This is a genomic window from Arthrobacter crystallopoietes, from assembly GCF_002849715.1.
In the GTDB taxonomy this organism is placed as follows: domain Bacteria; phylum Actinomycetota; class Actinomycetes; order Actinomycetales; family Micrococcaceae; genus Crystallibacter; species Crystallibacter crystallopoietes.
The window spans coordinates 2,807,015-2,827,218 of record NZ_CP018863.1 but is presented as its reverse complement, the minus strand read 5'-3'; the positions used below and the strand labels follow the sequence as shown (position 1 = coordinate 2,827,218).

At 65.2% G+C, this 20,204-nt stretch carries 19 protein-coding genes; 7 read left to right on the top strand and 12 right to left on the bottom strand.

Annotated features, from left to right (window positions below):
* The first annotated feature begins 312 nt into the window (after positions 1-312).
* Positions 313-1,857, top strand: a complete 1,545-nt coding sequence (locus AC20117_RS13295; protein ID WP_074699322.1) for an HNH endonuclease signature motif containing protein — start codon at positions 313-315, stop codon at positions 1,855-1,857.
* A gap of 64 nt (positions 1,858-1,921) precedes the next feature.
* Here the strand turns inward: AC20117_RS13295 and AC20117_RS13290 are convergent, their stop codons facing one another.
* From AC20117_RS13290 to AC20117_RS13280, 3 genes are all read right to left on the bottom strand, one after another.
* The gene (locus tag AC20117_RS13290) at positions 1,922-3,583 is read right to left on the bottom strand and encodes a catalase (RefSeq protein ID WP_074699323.1); all 1,662 of its coding nucleotides are present in this window, start codon (positions 3,581-3,583) and stop codon (positions 1,922-1,924) included.
* A gap of 214 nt (positions 3,584-3,797) precedes the next feature.
* Entirely contained in the window at positions 3,798-5,552 is a 1,755-nt protein-coding gene (locus AC20117_RS13285; protein WP_074699324.1) for an ABC transporter transmembrane domain-containing protein, read from the bottom strand.
* A gap of 14 nt (positions 5,553-5,566) precedes the next feature.
* Positions 5,567-6,688, bottom strand: coding sequence for a DUF1611 domain-containing protein (locus tag AC20117_RS13280; protein WP_236777303.1), 1,122 nt, complete (start codon positions 6,686-6,688; stop codon positions 5,567-5,569).
* A 265-nt stretch (positions 6,689-6,953) separates the two neighbouring features.
* Here AC20117_RS13280 and AC20117_RS13275 point away from each other — a divergent pair, with 265 nt between their 5' ends.
* A complete protein-coding gene (locus tag AC20117_RS13275; protein ID WP_074699325.1) occupies positions 6,954-7,496 on the top strand; it encodes a histidine phosphatase family protein in 543 nt (180 codons plus the stop codon).
* Between the two features lies 1 nt (position 7,497).
* Here the strand turns inward: AC20117_RS13275 and AC20117_RS13270 are convergent, their stop codons facing one another.
* Positions 7,498-7,986, bottom strand: a complete 489-nt coding sequence (locus AC20117_RS13270; protein ID WP_074699326.1) for an NADPH-dependent FMN reductase — start codon at positions 7,984-7,986, stop codon at positions 7,498-7,500.
* A 239-nt stretch (positions 7,987-8,225) separates the two neighbouring features.
* Here AC20117_RS13270 and AC20117_RS13265 point away from each other — a divergent pair, with 239 nt between their 5' ends.
* A complete protein-coding gene (locus AC20117_RS13265) occupies positions 8,226-8,507 on the top strand; it encodes a hypothetical protein (protein ID WP_074699327.1) in 282 nt (93 codons plus the stop codon).
* Positions 8,508-8,557: 50 nt separating this feature from the next.
* Here the strand turns inward: AC20117_RS13265 and AC20117_RS13260 are convergent, their stop codons facing one another.
* Positions 8,558-9,007, bottom strand: coding sequence for a hypothetical protein (locus AC20117_RS13260; protein ID WP_139186735.1), 450 nt, complete (start codon positions 9,005-9,007; stop codon positions 8,558-8,560).
* Between the two features lie 267 nt (positions 9,008-9,274).
* Between AC20117_RS13260 and AC20117_RS13255 the strand changes: the two genes are divergently transcribed.
* From AC20117_RS13255 to AC20117_RS13245, 3 genes are read left to right on the top strand one after another with little or no spacing between them, the layout of a single operon-like run.
* Complete coding sequence (locus AC20117_RS13255) at positions 9,275-9,736, top strand: MarR family winged helix-turn-helix transcriptional regulator (RefSeq protein ID WP_139186736.1); 462 nt, start codon at positions 9,275-9,277, stop codon at positions 9,734-9,736.
* A gap of 47 nt (positions 9,737-9,783) precedes the next feature.
* Entirely contained in the window at positions 9,784-10,587 is an 804-nt protein-coding gene (locus tag AC20117_RS13250) for a hypothetical protein (RefSeq protein WP_139186737.1), read from the top strand.
* Positions 10,588-10,596: 9 nt separating this feature from the next.
* Positions 10,597-11,466, top strand: coding sequence for an MSMEG_6728 family protein (locus AC20117_RS13245; protein ID WP_335643998.1), 870 nt, complete (start codon positions 10,597-10,599; stop codon positions 11,464-11,466).
* A 15-nt stretch (positions 11,467-11,481) separates the two neighbouring features.
* On the opposite strand, the gene AC20117_RS13240 is transcribed toward AC20117_RS13245, so the two are convergent.
* From AC20117_RS13240 to AC20117_RS13225, 4 genes are all read right to left on the bottom strand, one after another.
* Positions 11,482-12,384, bottom strand: coding sequence for a macrolide 2'-phosphotransferase (locus AC20117_RS13240; RefSeq protein ID WP_074699331.1), 903 nt, complete (start codon positions 12,382-12,384; stop codon positions 11,482-11,484).
* A 92-nt stretch (positions 12,385-12,476) separates the two neighbouring features.
* The gene (locus AC20117_RS13235; protein WP_074699332.1) at positions 12,477-13,355 is read right to left on the bottom strand and encodes a hydroxymethylglutaryl-CoA lyase; all 879 of its coding nucleotides are present in this window, start codon (positions 13,353-13,355) and stop codon (positions 12,477-12,479) included.
* On the bottom strand, positions 13,352-14,590 hold the full coding sequence (locus tag AC20117_RS13230) for a CaiB/BaiF CoA transferase family protein (RefSeq protein WP_083339557.1): 1,239 nt from the start codon (positions 14,588-14,590) through the stop codon (positions 13,352-13,354). The genes AC20117_RS13235 and AC20117_RS13230 overlap by 4 nt, the downstream gene beginning before the upstream one ends.
* A 174-nt stretch (positions 14,591-14,764) precedes the next feature.
* Positions 14,765-15,385: an IclR family transcriptional regulator gene (locus tag AC20117_RS13225; protein WP_083339558.1), complete on the bottom strand. Its 621-nt coding sequence runs from the start codon at positions 15,383-15,385 to the stop codon at positions 14,765-14,767.
* A 336-nt stretch (positions 15,386-15,721) separates the two neighbouring features.
* Between AC20117_RS13225 and AC20117_RS13220 the strand changes: the two genes are divergently transcribed.
* Entirely contained in the window at positions 15,722-16,198 is a 477-nt protein-coding gene (locus tag AC20117_RS13220) for a LapA family protein (RefSeq protein WP_074699334.1), read from the top strand.
* Here the strand turns inward: AC20117_RS13220 and AC20117_RS13215 are convergent.
* From AC20117_RS13215 to AC20117_RS13205, 3 genes are read right to left on the bottom strand one after another with little or no spacing between them, the layout of a single operon-like run.
* Positions 16,186-17,721, bottom strand: coding sequence for an APC family permease (locus AC20117_RS13215; protein WP_074699335.1), 1,536 nt, complete (start codon positions 17,719-17,721; stop codon positions 16,186-16,188). The genes AC20117_RS13220 and AC20117_RS13215 overlap by 13 nt on opposite strands.
* 2 nt (positions 17,722-17,723) lie before the next feature.
* Positions 17,724-18,608: a universal stress protein gene (locus tag AC20117_RS13210; protein WP_074702930.1), complete on the bottom strand. Its 885-nt coding sequence runs from the start codon at positions 18,606-18,608 to the stop codon at positions 17,724-17,726.
* A 5-nt stretch (positions 18,609-18,613) separates the two neighbouring features.
* On the bottom strand, positions 18,614-20,080 hold the full coding sequence (locus tag AC20117_RS13205) for a flavin monoamine oxidase family protein (RefSeq protein ID WP_418202257.1): 1,467 nt from the start codon (positions 20,078-20,080) through the stop codon (positions 18,614-18,616).
* Positions 20,081-20,204 lie beyond the last annotated feature (124 nt).

The following is a 20,204-nucleotide window of genomic DNA, read 5'->3' as shown; positions in this document are numbered from 1 at the left end:
CGCCAGTAAGCTCCACTGACCCTGCCTATACCTCCGGCTCCCTCTCAGTGAACTCGTTCTCTAGTAACGACGGCGATGCCCGGGCTTGACGTTCATGGCCCGCCGAAGTTCGGATAACCTCAAAACCGTGCCTGCTCCTCACTCCTGCCGCCGACCGCGTCGCCGCCGGCTTCGTATTCCTTGGGCATTACGTCGCCCTGGTCAGCCTTGTCTGCTAAGGCAAGCACAGCCGTCGGAAAGTTTTCTGGCGATTTCTCATCTGCGGTGTGCGCGTGGTCACATACTGTCAGAGGGGGTTCGTAGGGTAGGTGTATGGAAGATTTCCAGTTTGATTTCATACCGGCGCCGGAGCCGGACCGGGACGGCCCGTTGCGGGCGCTCGGTTTGGCGGGGCGTTCGTTGCTGGAAATAATGCTGCATAAGCTCCTGCTCGATGCCTGGGCCGAGGAAAACCTGTCCCTCGGCGAGCCCTTCGACGAAGCGGCCGAGGAAGCTGCCCAGGCGTTGGCGACGGCTGCGGTTCTGCCGGAGGTGCCGGGCCTGCCGGAGGGCTGGGAGAACCTGGCGCCGGCGGCGCTGGCCGGGGTGCTGGAGCGGATTGATCCGGACGGCCTGGATGATGCCGGGACCATTGATTACCTGCAGGCCTCCGCGAAGGCCGTGGCGTGGCTGCAGTCCGGGCGGGTGAAGGCCTTGAGCCGGTTCACCGAGCTGCGCCCGGCCGAAGGCGCCGAGACCGGCAACGCGCACGGGTTCTCCTCCTGCGCGGCGACGGAGATCGCCGCGGCCCTGGCCCAGCCCCGCAGCAGTGCGGAGAAAGACCTCACCGACGCCGCTCAGCTGTCCCAGCATTTGCCGGGCGCGGTGGAGGCGATGGCCGCCGGGAACCTGGATCTGCCGAGGGCCACCGCAATCGCCCGCGGCTCCGCCGACCTGCCCGAAGAACTCTTACCTGCCTTCGAAGCGAGTGTCCTGCCCAAGGCCGGAAAGGTCACCGTGGACAGTGTGCGGGCCCGGTCCCGCAAGGCCCGTGAACGTTTGCACCCGGAATCTCTCACTGTCCGTCACGAACGCGCCAATGAGAGCCGCAACGTCGGTCTGGTGCCGCAGGATGACGGGATGGCCGAAGTCTGGTTCCGCTGCAGCGCGGACAAGGCGCTCATGGTGTTCAACCTGGTCCAGGCCCTCGCGAAGAAGCTGCAGGGCCCCGACGAGGCCCGGATCCTGCCGCAGCTGCGCGTCGATGTCATCACCGACCTGATCCTCAACAACCCCGGCGCCTGCACCGGCAGCTGTACGGGCACGGGGACGGGCACCGGTGCCGGGGCGGGCGTGACCGCCAGTGTCGCGGTCACGCTGTCGTTGGAGACCGCGGCGAGGTTGAGCGAGGAGCCCGGTGAACTCGCCGGGTACGGGCCGATCCCGCCGGAAATGGCCCGCAACCTTGCCGGACTCGCGGAATCGTGGCTGCCGGTCCTGACCGATGAATACCACAACGCGATCGCCGCCGCGAAAGACCTGCGGCACCCGCCCGAATGGCTCAAACGTCTCGTGCGGTTACGCGACGGGCACTGCAGCGGCCCCGGGTGCCGCGTGGAAGCCCGCTTCTGCGAAATTGGCCACACCATCGCGTGGGAAGATGGCGGCAAAACCGTGCTGGAAAATCTTAAGGCCGCATGTAAACCCGATCATATTTCCAAGCACGCCGGCGGTTGGAAAGTCACCCAGTATGCCGACGGCAGCGTCATCTGGAAATCGCGTACCGGTCACGAGTGGACCAGCACCCCGGAAAACAGTTGGTCCATCCGCCCGCCAACCGAACCACCACCGGACCTCTACACCCCACCACCTTTCTGACGCCTCAATGAAGCGGCGGTGCCGTACCCAGTCTGACGCCGCCGTCGTTAGTCAAGGATTCAGGTCAGGGAGCGACAACGACGTGCTCGTTCGGCACGCAGTGCGTCATGGTTAGCCCTTCAACGTTCCGCGGGCCGTTCTTGCCCAGGTTCTTCATCCGCGACACCTCGACATCGGTGAGGGTCTGCGACTGCAACGGCCCAAGGTCCTTTACATCCTCCAAGCTGATGCCCAGTCCCTCGCCCACACGGGAGCCGAGATCGTCGTCGGCCATGTAGAAGTGCCAGAGCATGCGTTCCTGGACCTTCCGGTCCGCCTGCGCAATCAGGGTGGTGAAGTTGGTGACAAGGTCATCCTGTTCCCAGTCCTCCAGCAGTTGGTAGCGCTGGCCGGCCTGCTCATAATCGTTGGTGCGCGGGATGCGGGCGCGGGTTAGCCGGCCGGTGAGCTCCGGTCCCTCAATGTCCTCCGTCTGATAGTGCCCCTCGCGCAGGCCACCCGTGATGGAGGGTTCATAATTGACGTGTGGATTCTGTCCCACGCCGAGGTCACGCCCGTAGGACATCTGCCCGCCGGTCTGGTTCGTGGCTACCTGGACACGTCGTGGCGAATTCACTGGCAGCTGCAGGTAGTTGGGCCCCACCCGGTAACGCTGGGTGTCGCTGTAGCTGAACGTGCGGCCGACGAGCATTTTGTCGTCGGAGAAATCCAGACCGTCCACGAGCACGCCGGTGCCGAAGGCGATCTGCTCGTTCTCGTTGTGGTGGTCGGAGACGTTCTCGTTCAGCGTCATGGTGCCGACGAGCTGGGGCTCGAAGTCCTGTTCCGGCCAGGTCTTCGTGTCATCCAAAGGATCCCAGTCGAGCTCCGGATGCTCGTCGTCGCTCATCATCTGCACGTAGAGATCCCATTTCGGGAAGTCGCTGCGCTCGATCGCCTCGAACAGGTCCTTGGAGGCGTGGCCGGTGTCGTTAGCCTGGATGTTCGCTGCGTCCGCTTCCGTCAGGCTCTTCACGCCTTGGTGCGGTTGCCAGGTGTACTTCACCAGAACCGTGTCGCCGGTCTTGTTGCACCACTTGTAGGTATTGACGCCGAAGCCCTGCATGTGGCGGTAATCGGCCGGGATGCCGCGGGGGCTGAACAGGTTGACCAGCATGTGCATGCACTCGGGTGTCTGCGACATGAAGTCGAAAATGCGCGCAGGCTCCTGCCGGAACGTGATGGGGTCCGGCTTGAGCGCGTGGATCACGTCCGGGAACTTGATGGCGTCCCGGATGAAGAACACCGCCAGATTGTTGCCCACCAGATCCCAGTTGCCGTCCTCCGTGTAGAACTTCACCGCGAAGCCGCGCGGGTCGCGGGCAGCTTCCGAGGAGTCGTGCCCGCCGATCACCGTGGAAAACCGCACTGCCACGTCCGTCTTCTTGCCGGCTTCCTGGAACAGCTTTGCCCGCGTGTACTGGGAGATCGGTTCGTCGCCCCACTTTCCGGTGGCTTCGAACGTGCCGAAGGAAACGAACCCACGTGCGTGGACCACCCGTTCGGGAATGCGCTCCCGGTCAAAATGGCTGATCTTCTCCAGGAACTGGTAGTTCTCCAGGGTGGCCGGACCGCGTGGGCCAACCGTCCGCTGGTTCTGGTTGTCGTAAACCTGGTGCCCTTGCCGGTTGGTCAGGATGAACCGGTCATCGCCTTCTGCTGGTGGCCGATTGGCTGCATCTGTCATGGTTTTACCTTCTTAGGGGAATTGGATGCAGGTGGCCCGGGACAGGCCATCGCCCGTAGTTACCACTCTGTTACCGGCCGCGGCAGAGGTCAATAGGTACAGACGCCAAGAGAGAATAGCCGTGGATGAACGCTCTGGCCAGCACCTCGAACCGCCCACCACCGAGCTATCAGACCACCGGTCACTCAGCTAATCAGACCACCGATCACGGAGGTCAGCGAGCACCATGAACGACGGCGGGGCGCGCGGCTACCCAGGTCAGGTCCAGCCCTGCATGGGGGCAGTCGACGGACCATTCGGTGAAACCGGCGGCGAGCGCGCCCGGGTCATCCGAGGCGAACAGCACCACTCCCGGATAATCACGTACAACCGATGCCAGCATCTGCCTGCCGTCCCGGTCCAGGTCCGCGTCCAGTCGATTGATCACCAGCAGCGGAGGCTCCCCCAGCATCGCCCGGGCCAGCACCAGCCGTGCCCGCTCCGAGGTGGACAGGGGCTCGCCCCCGCGTTTGAGCATGGTCTGCTCGCCCCGCTCCAGCCGGGCAATAGGTCCGGCCAGCCCCACCTGTTCCAACGCGGCCGATCCTTCCACCGCGTCCAGATCAGGCCTGCGGTAGCGCACACTGCGGGCAATCGATCCCCGCTCCAGGTAGGCTCCGGCAGCGGCATAGCCGACCAGCCGCCGCCGGTCCCGTCCGCCCCTGTCCAACAGCGACAGGCCGTTGACCTGAGTAAACGCATCGGGATCGCTGCGCACACCGATCAACGTTTCCAGCAGTCTGGTCTCCACTGCCGGATCCGCGGAGCGGATGCGCACCCGCTGGCCCGGCCAGGCCTGAAGCTCCGGGACGGGGCAGTTCCGGCACTCGGACAAGCCCGCTACCAGGAGCGAGCCCGCATCCTCGCCGTCCTGCGACTCTCCGTTCAACGCCTCCCCGTCTGAGGCCACTACGTCCGGACCCACCGCGGTCGCACTCCCAGCCGTGGCGTGGCCGGCGGAGGCGACAACCCGCCGTCGTCGTTCGTTTCCTGCCGTTATTGAGACCGCGAGGGCGGGACCGAGGATCCGGCGGGCGGCCTTGAAATTCTGCCGGTATTCGACGGCGCGGCCCATATCGGTAATGGGGGCAGCGATCATGCCGACGATGGTCAGCGCGGCGGCGACGGTCGCCGTCGGAATGGCCTGCCAGCTGCCCACAGCGGCGACGGCAGCGGTACCCAGCGAGGCCGCAGCTGCGGCGGCACCACGGATGGAACCGGAAGCGGCGGCGCGATTCACTGCCGCGTCGACCACGTTGCGGCCAGCCTTGTCCACCTGCTTGACCTCGCGCGCTTCGCCTCCCGCTGCGCGGATGGTGCCGGCTGCCATGACCGTATCGGCGAGCCGTGCCGCAAGCCGCCCGCGTTGCCGCCGCAGGGCACGTGCCCGTTCAAAGGCCGGCCTCGCCAACATCGCCAGGGCTGCTGCCAGAACAGCCAAGGGAACGAGGACGGCGAGGGCAAGTCCCGGCGCCAGCAACCACAGTGCCACTGCGGTACCGAGGATCAGCGGGACGCCCACGGCCAGCGGCGCGATCCCCATCGCGATCCAGTTGCGCACGCTGGAGAGGTCGTTGGTGCTGCGGGCAATGGTCACGCCCGGGGACGGTCCCCGGTCCGTAGCCAGCGCGGATTTCACCAGCCCCTTGCGGATCTGATGGATGTAGTCCTGGCCGAGCATTTCGCCCAGCACCCGTTCGAGCGCCCGCAGGACGCCGATGGCCAGCGCCGCCGCGGCCAGTACGGCAACGAGGGGGACGGTACTCCCCCCATCTGCCGGGGTTTCGTCGAGCAGCCACATCATCAGCAGCGCGCTGGCACCGGTCACCGCCGCCATGGCCAGGCCGGTGCCGACCAGCAGCGCCATCAAACCACGCCGCCGGCCGCTGAGCAGCCTGGGCAGGCCAGGCGGAAGTTTCTTGCTAGGCATGCTTTGCACCTGCCTTACTTACGTGCGGGCAACAGTTCCAGGGCCGTTGCCGGGTTGCACAGATCGTAGGTGTTGATCACGCGGGTGGTGATGACGCCGGCGGCTTCCCGGGCGGCCAGCGGCGAGGCGGTGAGCAGGCCCGATACCGCCGGCACGGAAACGCCGGCATCCTGCAGGATGCCGATGCCCGCCGTGGCGCCCAGCGCATCCGCGGCGGCGAACACCACATGGTCGACTGCCGCGTGGAAAACCGGGTCATGGAGCAGCCTGCTCGTTTCGCCCTGGTAGACGCCGTCGGCAATCTCCACCACGATCACATCCGTCTCGGCCGTGGTCAGGGTGTCGATGAGGCTGGTCAGCAGGCCGCGCACGGTTTCGTAGTCCAGCAGGTAAGTGGTCGGGAAACCGAAGTCGGTGAAGTCCAGCACCAGGCGGGCCCCGGCGTCGGTGAAGAGGCGCGGATCGTTGCCGGAGCCGGTCCCGGTCGCCTTCCCGGCGGAAACCCGCAGGCCCGCTGCGTCCAGCCCGTTGACCAGGCAGCCCAGCGTGGTCGACTTGCCCGAATTCATCGAGGTGCCCAGCACCGCAATCACCGGCGGCCGGCCGGGCAGTTCCGTAGCGTGGTTGACGGCGTGCGGCGCCAGGTCCTGCAGGTTGACCACCACGCCGTCCTTGGCGAGTAGGCCGATCGGCTGGATGGTAGTGGCCTTGTCGATGTCCGCGTGCTGCTCAAGGACCCGGGCGGCCAGTCCGCCGCCAGCCACCAGGCTGCATTCGCCCAGATCATCCGGCACGACGGCGAGGAACTGGTCCGGCGCATAGCGGTTTCCGAAGGCGACCAGGATCTCGTCGCCCGGGAACATGGACTGGCGGCGCGAGGCCGGGCTTTCCAGCTTCGTGTGGTTCCCGATTTCCACTACCTTGGCCAGCACCACGTCGCCGGCGGCCGGCGCGATGTCCAGCAGGTCGTACCCTGCCGGATCAAGTGCCAGCCGGTCCGCGAGGAAGCGGGTGGTGTAGGCCTTCTTGGCCCGCTGCAGCCGCTGGGGATCCGCGGCTACTCCTGTAGCGGCGTTGCTGGTGATGCTGGTGAAGGTCGGGGAAAGGGCTTCGCTGGGGTGCGCGACGAGTGTCATGGTCTTCTCCTTCGTAAGGGTTTTGCTGTCAGTTATGACTAAACCCGGCCCATATGAAAGGGACATGATGCACCGATGAGAGTGCTCTCATGAACCGTTTACCCTGGCTTCATCCCCCGTGCCCCGGCAATTCAGCCGGCCCTGCTGGCTGGCGGGAAGCCCCGCACCGCCGCCCGTCGCTCGCAGACCGGGCCCCGTCGTCGTTTCCTATTGGCACCGCATTGGGGCAGGATTGATGCAGACAACTGGACATGAGGAGGCCTAAGTGCTGGCACTGGTGCGACACGGTGAGACCGACTGGAATTCGGCCGGACGGCTGCAGGGGCATACGGACATCCCGCTGAATGAGTTGGGCCGCAGGCAGGCTAACGACGCCGGCGCGAAGCTGGCAACGGAGGAATGGAACCTTCTGGTTTCATCACCTTTGCGCCGCGCCCGCGAGACCGCGGAGATCATCGGCAAGCACGTGGGGCTGTCGATTTCCTGCACGCTGCCGGGCCTGATCGAACGGGACTTCCGCGACGCCGAAGGCACCGTCCTGCTGGGCATGGACCGACCCGAGATCGACAAAGTGCTCCTTGCTTCCGAGCCGGAAGCCGAAGTGGCGGCACGCAGCATTGCCACGCTCCAGGAACTGGTTAACGCGAACCCGGATCAGCGCATCATCGTCGTCGCGCACGGCACGCTCATCAGGGTGACCATGGGACTCCTGCGGGGCGAAGCCCATGCCCACGTCATTAACGGCGAAGCCATCGAGCTGGATCCGGACCTGCTGCTGGGCTTCGAGGCGGAGCACGTCGCCGGTTAGCTTAGAGGAGCGACTGGATCACCAATGTCCACCGGTCCAACCATTCGCGCGAGCTTTCCGGGTCTTCCCAGGACTTCTCGTTGAGGTACAAACCCTGGACGGGAACGGTGGCACCGAGCTCAACGAGTACCGGCTTGAGCAGCAGCTCCGGGGCCAGCGCGTGGGCCGGGCCGGCACCGAGCATCAACGGTACTGCGACAACGCCTTTGAGCCCGTCGCCGGTGGCGAACTGATCAAGGAAGAGCTTGAGCACTCCGGTGTAAGTGGCCTTGAAGGTCGGCGACGCGAAGATCACCAGATCGCTGGACTGGACTGTCTTCACAGCCGCCGCGACGGCTTCGTCACCCCACCCCAGCAAGCCCGGCCCCAAAGTGATGACGTCGATCGCATCGTCCACCGGGGCTCCGGTGATCTGCTCGGCCAGGAGCCGGGCCGCGGCAAGGGTCCGGGAGGCCGGCTTCGGGTTTCCTGCAACAACGGTAACGGTCATACAGGGACGCTACCGCTCTCCCCCGGTCACCGGGAGCCACGTGTCAGGACATTACAAGCCCGGCTTCGCTGCCGCCTGTTCGCATGATGGACGAATGCTTTCCTTCGGCGTTACACTGAATGACCAAATCAGCACCCTTAGCAACTGAATAACGCATGTCCCCTCAGACTCTACGTCCGGGCGGACGAATCATCAGGCCTTCCAATACGCCCACCCCCAGGACCGTTAGGACATCTGCCATGCGTGAGAAAAGGTATTCGGCAACCGCCAAAGCCAACAGCAAACATCCGTACGACTGGGGCCGAGCCATGGCGCTGGCGGTCTCCAAGCTGTTGCGCCAGGCAGAGGATGACGGCGTTGCCACCCACCGCAGAAACCTCTACGACGAGGATCTGCGCTTGAGGATCAGCGAACTGGCGGACGGCATCCAGATCACACTCTCCTGGTCCCCCATGGCAGCACCCGCGGTTGACACCGCAGCCAGTTCCCCGCTGGCCGTGGAGCGCGTGACCATCGCCTGAAGCCAAGAGCCGCGCCTAATGCCGGTGCGGTTCTTAGCATTCCTGCCGGCTCAGTTGCCCTCCGAATAACTGTCTGCCGGCACTGCAATCTGGAATCCGCAGGCACAGCGCAGCACCAACGTGTCCACTTCGACATGCGGCAACGCGTCCTCCGGATCATGGTTGAGCACCGGATCGTAAATAGGCCGCTGCGCGGAATCGAATGGCCGCATCGGCTCGCCGCAGTGGATGTAGGCAGCATCGATCGCCACCAGCCAGCCCGCATCATCGGCCTCGCCAAGCCATGGCTTCCGGGTCTGATGCCCGTAGAAACTCTCACATTCGGCACACGAATAGCTGATGTTCCACAACGGATGCCCACTGAGGTCTTGCTCTTCGGCGGGCTCGACCTCTTCAATAATCAAATAGTCGTCCGTGGCGCAGACGGAGCACCAAGGATCAGAGATGTCGTCATCCCTGCCAATGGGCCGATAGCGCTGTTTGTGATTGGGCATTACCACTCTCACTCCCTCACAGAAGATCAATCTGGACTTTGCTAGCCAACCCCAACATAACCCTGTTTAGCTACCACTAAGTATACTTACTGGTTCAACTTACAGTGTAAACCCTGCAGCCGTAAACTGGATGCGGCCAGGGGGAATTTGCTGACTTCCCCCGCCAATTTAGTTTGATTGGCACAATCAAACTTTAGGACGTATCCTCATCATGTGCAAAAGATTCAAGGGGCCGGAACTCAGGGTGACACTGGCCCCACAGCGGGTGTCAAAGTGAGGTCCAGCGTCACCCAATTGATCCGCTGGGCCGCGCGTTCGCAGGTCCGCAAAGAACTGTTCGGCCCCGCCGCTTCGGACATGTCCCCTAACGACGTGGCGCTGCTGGACTACATCAGCAAAAACGGCCCGGTGCGCGTCTCCGAACTTGCCGTCCAGCACGGCGTCGATAAATCCACGATGACTCCGCAGGTCCGGCGGCTCGACGACAAGGGGCTCGTGGACCGCCAGTCAGACCCAGTCGACGCCCGGGCAACGCTGGTCAGCACCAGCGAAGAAGGCCGTGAGATGCAGCGCCAGATCGGTGCGGCGGGAGCTGGCCTCTTCGACGAGGTCCTGGCTACCTGGTCCACGAAGGACCGCGAAACACTTGCGCGTATGCTGGACCGATTCGTCCAGGAACTCGCTGAACACCAAGAAACCCCCATCGAACCAGTTGCCGAAGGAAACACCAAGTGAGCGTCCCCGCCCCCACCAGGAACATACAGGAGTTCAAAACCAGCCCTATGACTCGATTGCTCCTTGCCCTGGATAATTGGCGGCGCCGCGCCTCCGATGCCGGCCTAGGCCTGCCGCTGGGAATCCTGGCCGTCACGGCGACCTTCTGGCTTGTGGTCTGGCTGGCGGACCAGGCTCTGCAGGGGTCGATCTCTCCCGTGGGTGCGCTGACCCGGATCTATGGGACAGGCGCCGTCGTCCTGTTGACGCTGCTCATGGTCGCAATCGCGGTCTGGATGCTCGTTCAGCGTCTGGGTTACCGTGACGCATTCTTCGACGGGCAGAGCGACAGCACGGAACAGCAGTCACCGGCGCCGAGATGGGATTCCTCCATACCGGACTTCACCGGCCAGATCACCAAACTGGTTTCCTCCATGGACGCTCCGGCCTCGCCGCTGCCGCCCACGGCTCCGGCCGCAGCCGCCGCTGGCAGCCTGCAGCGGAACGATAATCCGGCCGATGGACGCACGCCTTCCGCAGACCAAGCTGCACCTGCGGCGAACGGAGAAAACGGGCAGCAGGTTGCGCCCGCGCCCAAGCCTAAGACTGCGCCCGAGCCAGAGCCCACGAAGCCGGCGGCTTCCCCTGCGGCCGATGCCCCTGCTGCGGCCAAGTCCGCGGCCAAGTCTGCGGCGCCCTCCTCCGCTCAACCTGTCGGCTCGTTCCCGGTTGGCAAGAGTGCCAAGGGCAAAAGTGCTCCCGGAAAAAGCGATCCCAGCAAGAGCGCCCCGGGCAATAAAAAACCGGGCAAAAAGGCCCAGGCGAAGTCCTGCGCGTCTAAGCCGCTGCTGAAGCGCAAGGGCCGAAAGTAAAACCGGAGCGTGATCGGATCCGGACTCGAACGTTACGATCTGATCATGCAGACCTTCCTGCCGTTTCCTGACTTTGCTGCCAGCGCGGCCGTCCTCGACGGCCCGCGGCTGGGCAAGCAGCGGGTGGAGACGCTGCAGATCCTGCGCGCCTTGACGGTTCCCGATTACGGCTGGCAGCGGCATCCGGCAGTGCGGATGTGGATGGGGCATGTGCCGGCGCTGGTCCGCTACGGTCTGGCCATGACGGACGAATGGCTGGCCCGCGGCCACGCTGACGCCACCCGCGGCTCCATCCTCGAGTTCGCACCGGAAGCAGAAAGCGCCATGCCCATGCCTCCGCCTTGGCTGGGTGATGAAGATTTCCACCGCGCCCATCGTTCAAATCTGGTCCAGAAGGATCCGGTGTTCTACGGGCCACGCTTCCCCGGAACTGCCGATGCGCTCCCCTATATCTGGCCCGAGCCGTCCGCCGAGCTGGTCCCCGCTGAAGTCACCGGTCCGCGCTTATGGCTAGCCCGCGCCCAAGGTGGGCAAGGCGAAAAGCCGGACACCGCCGTCGTTAGTCTTCCCGCCTTGACGCCCGCCGGGGTGCCGGTGCGGGGCAAAAAGGCCAGGCAATTGGATGCCCTGCTGAATGAAGCGAACGACGGCGACCCGGTCGCCTTACCGCTCGACGGCGGCTTGCGCTTCGCAACCGGTACGCTCGGTCCGATCACCGGGACCGCGGACACGCTCGCGCGGACGTTGGTGCTCAGCGGGGAGATCCGCCGGACGGACTTTGACTATCCCGCCTTGCTGCAGGACCCGCGGCTGTTCTTCGCCGTCCCGCTGCCGGCAGCTCTCCGAGGCGGCACGAGGGCGCGCTCAATCCACCGTTAATCCGCCGGAGGCCTGTTAGTCCGCCGGGTTCAACTGCGCGGCCGCCGCCGCCTGATGGTCCGGATTCCCGGTTGTCATCGCATACACGCCGTAGCTGATCGGTGCCGCGGCTATGAGCTCCGCGCATTGGTCGGCCAGCCGCGGTGGCACGCGTCCGCCGTCGTCAAGATAACTGCGGACGGTGAGGTCGAAAGCCTCCGGGGTGGAGACCATGTGCTGGAACATAAAGTCCAGCGCCGGGTCCGCCACCTTGGCCGTGGTCCAGTCGAGGACGGAACGGATTTCGGCGTTTTCGTCCAGCAGCAGGTGTGCCGGGTAGAGCTCTCCGTGGGTGAAGACGGTGAAGTCCGGCCAGTAGCTGTCCTCGGCCAGCCAGGCGTTCCAGCGGTCCAACAGAGCATCGGCAATCTGGAATTCGGCCTCCACCTTCGCCAGGTTGGTGCGCCATTCCTCGCGCACTTCTTCCGGGGTCAGCGTGGGAATGCCGGCGGCGTGGGCCTGCTCGGCGTCGATCCGGTGCAGCTGGGCAATCAGCCGGCCCAGCGAGGCGCAGTAGGTCGGCGATTCGCGGTCGAAATGCCAGACCGGCTGGCCGTCCTCCACCGTCAGGCCCGGCTCCCCCGGCAGCGCCGGGTACGCGATCAGCGTGCGGCTGCGGATCCGCCAGTCCGGCACGGCGGCGGAGAGCTTGCCTTTGACCAGCTTGAGGATTTTGGCTTCGTCGGCAATTTTGGCGGAGACGTCCGGCCGGCGCGGGATGCGCAGGACCCAGTGCTTGTTGCCCCTGGCGACGGCGAACGCCACGAGGTAGTCCAGACCGGCCTCGTTGAAAGTGACACTGGTGGAATCAATGTCCAGCCCGTGTTCCTGGGCCAGCTCCGCGACCGAGGCGGCGGTAAATTCCGGTTCGTCTGACATGGCGCTCCTCCTTGCGTTGGTGCCACTGTACCGAAAGGAGGCTGGCCCGGCCCGCCGAAATTTTCCGTCAGCATGTTGTTGCTGCGGGATGGCTAGCGGGTAGCCGCGGGCTTCTGTTCCAGTGCCGGTGACTTCGCGACCACCTCGCGTGCCAGCCGGACGGCCTCTGCGAGCAGCTGCTCGTCGATGCCGGTTTCATAGCCGGAGGCGTGCAGGTGCCGGACCAGTTCCTGGGTGTCGATGTTGCCATGGGCGCCCGGGGCGAACGGACATCCGCCGTAGCCACCGAGCGCGCTGTCGAAATTCGTGATTCCGGCGTCGACGGCGGCACTGACCGTTGCCAGGGCCTGGCCGTGGGCATTGTGCAGGTGCAGGTAGTATTCGAGCTCCGGTTCATGCTCGCGGACGTAGCCGAGGCTGGCCATCAGCCGATCCGTGGGCGTGGTGCCCAGGGTGTCCGCCAGTCCAACGGTGGTTATTCCCATCGCCTTGAAGGCCCGGACCACACGCAGCAGATGTGCGGGGTCAATGTCGCCCTCAAAGGGACATGTGAAGGCAGTGGAAATTCCGGCGAAGAAGTTCATCTCCGGGTGCCGGGCAACTTCCTCGCCCAGGCTTGCCAGCGCGGACTCGATGCCCTGGCCGGCATTGGCGCTGCTGTGCGCTTGGCTGGCCGAGGTCACCACCTGGACGTTTTTCACGCCGGCTTCGGCTGCGCGGGCGACACCCTTGCCGTTAAGCGCCAGTACCGTATAGTCCACGCCGGGAGCGGCGGGCAGCCAGGTGAAGACTGCCGCAGCGTCGGCCATCTGCGGGACCTTTTTCGGGTTCACAAAAGAGCCCGCCTCGATCCGGTCAACGCCGGCAGCCACCAGGGCCTCGGCGACGGCGAGCTTGTCGGCGGTAGAGACGATGACCTCCTCGTCCTGCAGCCCGTCGCGCAGGAAGACATCGGTGATGCGGACCTTCATGCCTTCACCTCCGCACCGGTAAAGCCGGCGATCTGTTCCGGGTCCAGCCCCACCAGATCGCGCAGCACTTCCTCGGTGTGTTCGCCCAGCTCCGGGCCGATCCACTGGACGCGGCCTTCGTGGCCGGGGATCTTGGGCACGACCCCGGGGAAGCGCACCTTTTCGGGCTTGTCCTCGACCACCACTTCGTGGGTCTGGATCATGCCGCGGGCGAGGTAATGCTTGTCCTCGGCGATGCTCGGCGCATCGTACACGGGCCCGGCCGGAACGCCGGCGGCGTCGAGCAGGTCCAGCACCTCGGCCAGCGGGTAGCTGCCGGTCCAGGCCGAGATGGCTCCGTTGAGTTCTTCCTCGCGGGCGCCGCGGGTCTCAGTGGTCAACAGCGACTCGTCGGCGGCCAGGTCCTCGCGGCCAATCGCCTTCATCAGGCGCATGAACACGGAGTTGGAATTACCCCCGATCACCACCTCGAGCCCGTCAGCGCACAGGTAGGATCCGGTGGGGACGACGCCGGGGAGGGCTCCGCCGGTGCGCTTGCGGACCATGCCGTAGGCGTCGTAGTCCGGCACCAGGGACTCGAGCAGGCTGAACACTCCTTCGTAGAGTGCGACGTCGACCGTCTGCGGGCCGGTGTGCTTGATTCCCTGGGCTTTCTGCAGCATCAGCATCAGCGCGCCGATGACGCCGTACAGCCCGGCCACGGTGTCGCCCATGCTGGCGGCGGCACGGCCGGCCGGCCGGTCCGGCTCGCCGGTGATGTAGCGCAGGCCGCCGAATGACTCCGCCGAACTGCCGAAGCCGGCGCGGTTCTTGTAGGGGCCGGTCTGGCCGTAGCCCGAGATCCGGACAATAACAACGTCGGGGTTCAGCTCGGTGAGCACGTCCGGTCCCAGCCCCCACTTTTCCAAGGTGCCCGGACGGAAGTTCTCGATGACGACGTCGCATTGTGCCGCAATCTTCTTGACTGCTTCCTGGCCGGCTTCGGAGCGCAGGTCCAGGGTGACCGACTTCTTGTTGCGGCCGAGGGTGCGGAACAGCATGGAGGTCTGCCCGCGGGACTTGCGCCAGTCGCGCAGTTCATCTCCGCCGTTGGGCCGCTCGATCTTGATCACCTCGGCACCGAAGTCGCCGAACAGCCGGGCGGCGAAGGGAGCGGCGATAAAGTTGCCGAGTTCCAGCACCCGGATTCCTTCGAGCGGGAGGGAGTTGTCCTCGATCCGCAGATTCTCAGTCACAATGCCTGCTTTCTTCGACTTCCCGGTTTTTCGGCCGGCTCGACTCCCATCAAATGGGAAGTGGCTACCACTTGGCGGGAAGAGTGTAGCAAGCGATCGCCACCACCACAAGCCCCCTGGAGAAAAATCTCCAGGGGGCTGCGTAGTGAGGGATGGCGCGGGCCCGAGTTACCGTTACTGGGCTTGTGCGAGATCGGCTTCTATCCGGTGGGCAGCCTGCTTCACTGCTGTACCGAAGTCCGAGCCGGGTGATTCCTTGATGCGGCTCAGCGGCATGGCTAGGCAGATCGTGGCAATTATCTGGTTCCGTGACAGCACCGGCGCACTCACCGAGCCAAGACCGGGCGTTCTCCTCCCCACGGATTCGACCCAGCCCTTTGCCTCCAGTTCCTCCATGGCCTCACCCTCCCTCGCCAGGAGCCGTCCGCTCGATCCTGCCGGTAACGCCAGGCGCGCCCCCTCCGGCAGGGTCGCCTTCAGCTCATGCTGGCTGTCAACGCTCAGCTGGCAAATACGTTCATCCCCGCGGCGGATCCACAGCTGGGCGGTCTCCCCCGTGGTATCGCGCAATTCGGTCAAAACCGGCAGCGCCGCATTCTCCAACGCGGTACGGACAAATCGATGGCCTAACTGGAAGCCGCCGCTTTCGTTACGGCGCAGGAAGCCGTATTCCACCATCGATAGCGCCAGCCGGTGGGAAGTTGATACCGAAAGTCCGGTTCTGCGGGCGAGTTCACTGGCAGAAGCTGAAGTGCCGTCCACAGCATCCAGGATCGCGGCGATCCGTTCAAGCATTCTGTTACTAGTGGAGGTCTCGGTAGAGGGCATGGCATTAGCCTAATGTCTCCGGGCTGAGGGCCACGACGCGCTGTTGCATCCGGCCCAGATGCGTGTTGCCAACCGGAGGTCCTGTTCCGTCGGGTGCCGGAGTGCTTCACTGGAATTACGACGGCGGCCAGCCTCCTTTCGCGGCGATGATCCTGATCCCGACTATCCCGAGCAGCGCCGATCCCCTTCGTGCTAACCGCTGCCGATCTGCCTGCCGCTCCTGACGGTGGAGTGCGGGCGGGCCTATGCTGAAGGACAACCGCCGTTTTGCGGCGAGACTGCTGCCAAGAGAAGAGAGAAACCATGGCCTCCGATCCGCGCACGCCCGATAACATTCCCGCCCGCGAAGAGTCCGGGCACAAGGAACCCGCAAAGCCCGACGCTTCCGGCGCTTCCGGTGCTTCCGGCGGTGCAGTGGTGCCGAAGGGGAAAACCGGGAAGGAGAAGGGCAAAGCCGGGAAGGACGAACCCAAGCGGCCCGAGCCGGCGGACAGGGACGTCGAGGACAAGCCGCGGATAACCCGGGCCGGCATGATCTGGACGGCCACGGTGGCGGGCCTGATTCTGCTGGTGCTGCTGATCATCTTCATCGCCCAGAACCAGGACCAGGTCACGCTGCGATACTTCGGCTTCGAAGGCACGGTCAACCTGGGCCTGGCCCTGTTCGTAGCGGCCGTCGGCGGCGGACTGCTGACTGCCATGGCCGGTGCCGCCCGGATCATCCAGCTTCGGGCCGTTGCACACAAGGACCGGAAGCGGAAGCGGAATCAGACCCGCTGACCCGCATCGTCGGCAGCGGTTCCGCGGCGCAGGGTCTCGCCCCGGAAGAAGCCCGGGTGCCGCTTGTACATCACGAACATCAGCACCGCGCCGAGCAGGATTACGCCGCAGCCGAGGATGAAGACCAGGCCGACGCCTCCCACCGATGAGCCGGAGCCGTAGGCCGGAGCCAGCGAGTCCTTGGCGGTCTGGAAGAACATCACCAGCAGGATGATCCCGCCGAGCAGCGGCGAGAGGAACTTGAAGAAGAAGTTCCGGGCGCCGGCGAACGCTTCGGCCCGGAAATACCAGACGCAGGCCAGCGCGGTGACGCCATAGTAGAAACAGATCATCATGCCCAGCGCCGTGATGGTGTCCCAGAGGGCATTCTCGGACAGCACCCGCGTGACCGCATAGAACGCTCCGGCAGCGATGGCCGCGGCCACCGTGGCGTAGCCCGGGGACTTGAAGCGTGGGCTGATCCGCCCGTAGCTTGCCGGCAGGGCGCGGTAATGGCCCATGGCCAGCATGGTGCGTGCCGGGGACACGAAGGTCGACTGCAGCGAAGCCGCGGAACTGCTCAGCACGGCCAGCGACATCAGGATGGCGAACGGACCCATCACCGGTCCGGCCAGGGCCGCGAAGATGCTTTCCTGGTTTTCCGGATTACCTGCGCCGAGGCCCTCGGTCCCGATTCCCGCGAAGCTCAGCACGGCCAGCGCCATGAGCATGTACAGCACCACGATCACGAAAATGGTGGCAGCAGCGGCCCGGCCCGGCGTCTTCTCCGGGTCCTTGGTCTCTTCGTTCATGGTCAGCGTGACGTCCCAGCCCCAGTAGATGAAGATGGACAGCGAGACGCCGGCCGCGAAGGTCGAGAAGGAATCCACCGCGAACGGATTGAACCACTCGGCGCTGATGGCCGAGGCGTCAAAGGCCGTCCCGTTGTCCACATGGACGAAGGCGGCGACGGCGAACCAGGCGAGCACCAGCAGCTGGAAGCCGACCAGGACGTACTGCAGCTTCTTGGTGGTTTCCATGCCGCGGTAGGACACCCAGCAGGCCAGCGCGATGAACACCAGGGTGGTGGCGATGTTCAGCGGAACGTTCTCTGCCAGCGCAGCCAGCGCAGCATTACCGGTGACCTGCGCCAGCATCAGGTAGAAGAATTCCACCGCAACGGCGGCTAGGTTCGAGAGCACAATGATGGTCGCCGCGACCAGCCCCCAGCCGCCCATCCAGCCTACCCACGGCCCGAAGGCGCGGGTGGCCCAGGTGAACGAGGTGCCGGAATCGGGCATCGCGTTGTTCAGCTCGCGGTAGCCCAGCGCCACCAGGAGCATCGGGATGAAGCCGACCAGGAAAATCGCCGGCAGCTGCACCCCCACCTCGGCAATGGTTGGCCCCAGCGACGCGGTCAGTGTGTAGGCCGGGGCAATGCAGGAAACCCCAATAACGACGGCGCCAAGCAGCCCCACCGAGCCGCCCTGCAGACCCTTGCGGCTCAGTCCGGATGCCCTGCGGGTGCCGGTGGATTCACTCATGGCTAGCCATCCTTGTTTGTGTCTGCCAGTGCAGTCCGGTCCGACCGGTAGTTGCGCGGCACCACGACCATCGGCACCGGCAGCGCCCGGAGCACCTTGTTGGCCGTTGCCCCCAGGAAAAGGCGGTTGTTCCGGGCCAGCCGGCTGGAGCCGATTATCATCAGCTCGCCCTCGTCCCAGTCCAGTCCGTCAATGGCATCCTCGATGGTCTTGCCGGGGGCAACGGTCCGGGTCACCTTGCCCGGGAGCTGTGCTGCAGCCGCGGCAAAACGCTCGGCCATGTTCGCTTCCGCGGCCCGGACGGCTTCCGGATTGTCCGGGTCCAGGGCCACCAGGGACACTAGCCGCAACGGCAGCGACCGCCAGGACGCCGCCCCTACTGCTGCCTGCAGGACGTCGTCGGCACCGGGCCTGGTTCCGATCCCGCAGGTCAGGCGCGTGATCAGTTCCTGCCGCCGGTAGCCCTTGGGCGCCAGCGCCACCGGCACGTCGGCGGCGTGCAGCAGTGCCGAGGCAACGCTCCCGATGCTGAACCGGCGCAGCAGACTGCTGCGGGCAGCACCCACCACGATCACCGCTGCGGAGAACTCGCGCGCGGCCTCGATCAGGCCCTCGGCGGTTGACTCGGCCTGGAACACATGGGCCTTCGCTGTCACGTCATAGGGCACCAGTGATAGACCTTCGGCCAGCCACTGATCGAGCTGCTCCGCAAGAATCCGTTCGTAGCCCCGGTCCGACGGCGGGTACGTCCCGGCATAGGGCGAGTCCGGCGATTGGACCATGACCAGATCCAGCGAGGCCTGCTGGCTGCGAGCCAGGGCCACGGCCAGATTGACCGCATCCCTGCCGTTTTCGGTGGCCGTGTAGCCGACAACGTACCTGCGCATGCTGCTCACGCCCCGTGGCGCGCAGTCCCGGCAGGCTCGCCGGCACCGGTGCTGGCAGGCGCCGAGGCCGCGGCAGTGCCTGCGGTTTCAGCGGCGCCGAGGATCCGGGCGGCGGTTTGCTGTCCCATCCGGACGGCCCCGTCCACATGCTGGTAACCCTCGGCAGCCAAGTCCGAGCAAGACCAGTAGATCGGGCCGACCGGCGTGAGCTGGTCCTTTCCGTAGCGGTGCAGCCCGCCCAGGTCATAGCTGGCCGCATAGGCGCCGCGGGTCCATTCCTCCGAACCCCAGTCGGATTCGTAGTAGACCACGGGCTCCAGCGCCTTCGGACCGAGGTACTCTGCGACCGCACCCAAAACGGCGGCCTTGCGGTCCTCCACACTGAGCTCGAACATGGCATCGGCCTTTTCATCGGAGATGAAGCCGACTAGGGTGCCGCGCGGATCCTGGTAATTCGTGTTGTCGTAGACCTCCTGCACCACGGAGGTCGGGCTGAAACAAGTGCCGGAGAGGCCCTCTTCACGCCAGAACGGAGTCTCGTAGACGGCGTGGATCTTGATGACCAGGCCCAACGACTGGTGCTGGTGCATCTGGTGCTGGCGGCGCGGCAGCGGCGGCTCGAAGGAGACCCGCGAGTACAGGTTCGGCGGCACGGCCATGATTGCATAGCGGGCACGTACGGTGACGGAATCCGAAATGGCGGTCACGCCGTCGTGCGTTGAATCCGCGGCAGCGGTGGCGGCATCCGGCGCCTGCCCTGCCCACCGCAGCGTGCGCACCGGGCTGTTGAGTACGACGTCGTCCCCCAGCTTTGCAGCGAGTCGTTCCGACACCTGCTGCATGCCGCCGATGACGCGCTTGTCGAGGATGAAATTGTCATCGACCAAGTTGCTGAAGGAGCCGGCGGAGGCGGCCATCAGCACGGCCTGCAGCGCGGAGAAGGAGTGCGCGGGCTTGGTCAGCATGCCGCCCGCGATGAAGAGGCCGATGTTGTTGCAGGCGTCCTCGTCGCTGGACTGCTTGCGGAGCCAGTGATGGAAGGAAATGGTGTCCAGTTCCCGCGCCATCGGATGGGTCCATGGCGCCTCGGGACCGGCCTCCGCGGCGAGCGTGTCCAGGATCCCGATCAGGCGGTTCATTTCGGCCTGCGTCTGCTCGCTGACGGGGAACATCTCGCCGGTGTAGCGCTGCCGCTTTGCGTCCGGACCGATGTAGATGGACTCACCGTGGCGGTAGCGCGGGAACGTTTCCAGGCCCAGTTCGTCCAGCAGCCCCAGCAGCGCAGTCTGGTCCGGCGAGACCCACTGGCCGCCGATTTCCAGCATGGCGCCGTCGATGGTGTCCGTCCAGGTGCGGCCGCCGACGCGGTCGCGGGCTTCCAGCACGGCAACGCTCAGGCCGGCCTTCTTCAGCTCCCAGGCGGCCGTCAGCCCGGAGGGCCCTGCGCCGATAATGACGACGTCGCGTTCCATGGTGTTCACTCTTTCACTCCCGTGTGTGTTCGACATAAATGAATAACGTTCATTTACTTTAACTGTAGCCGGTGGCCGGACGGATGGGAAGCGGAACGTAGGATATTTTTAGCGGCCCGCACGG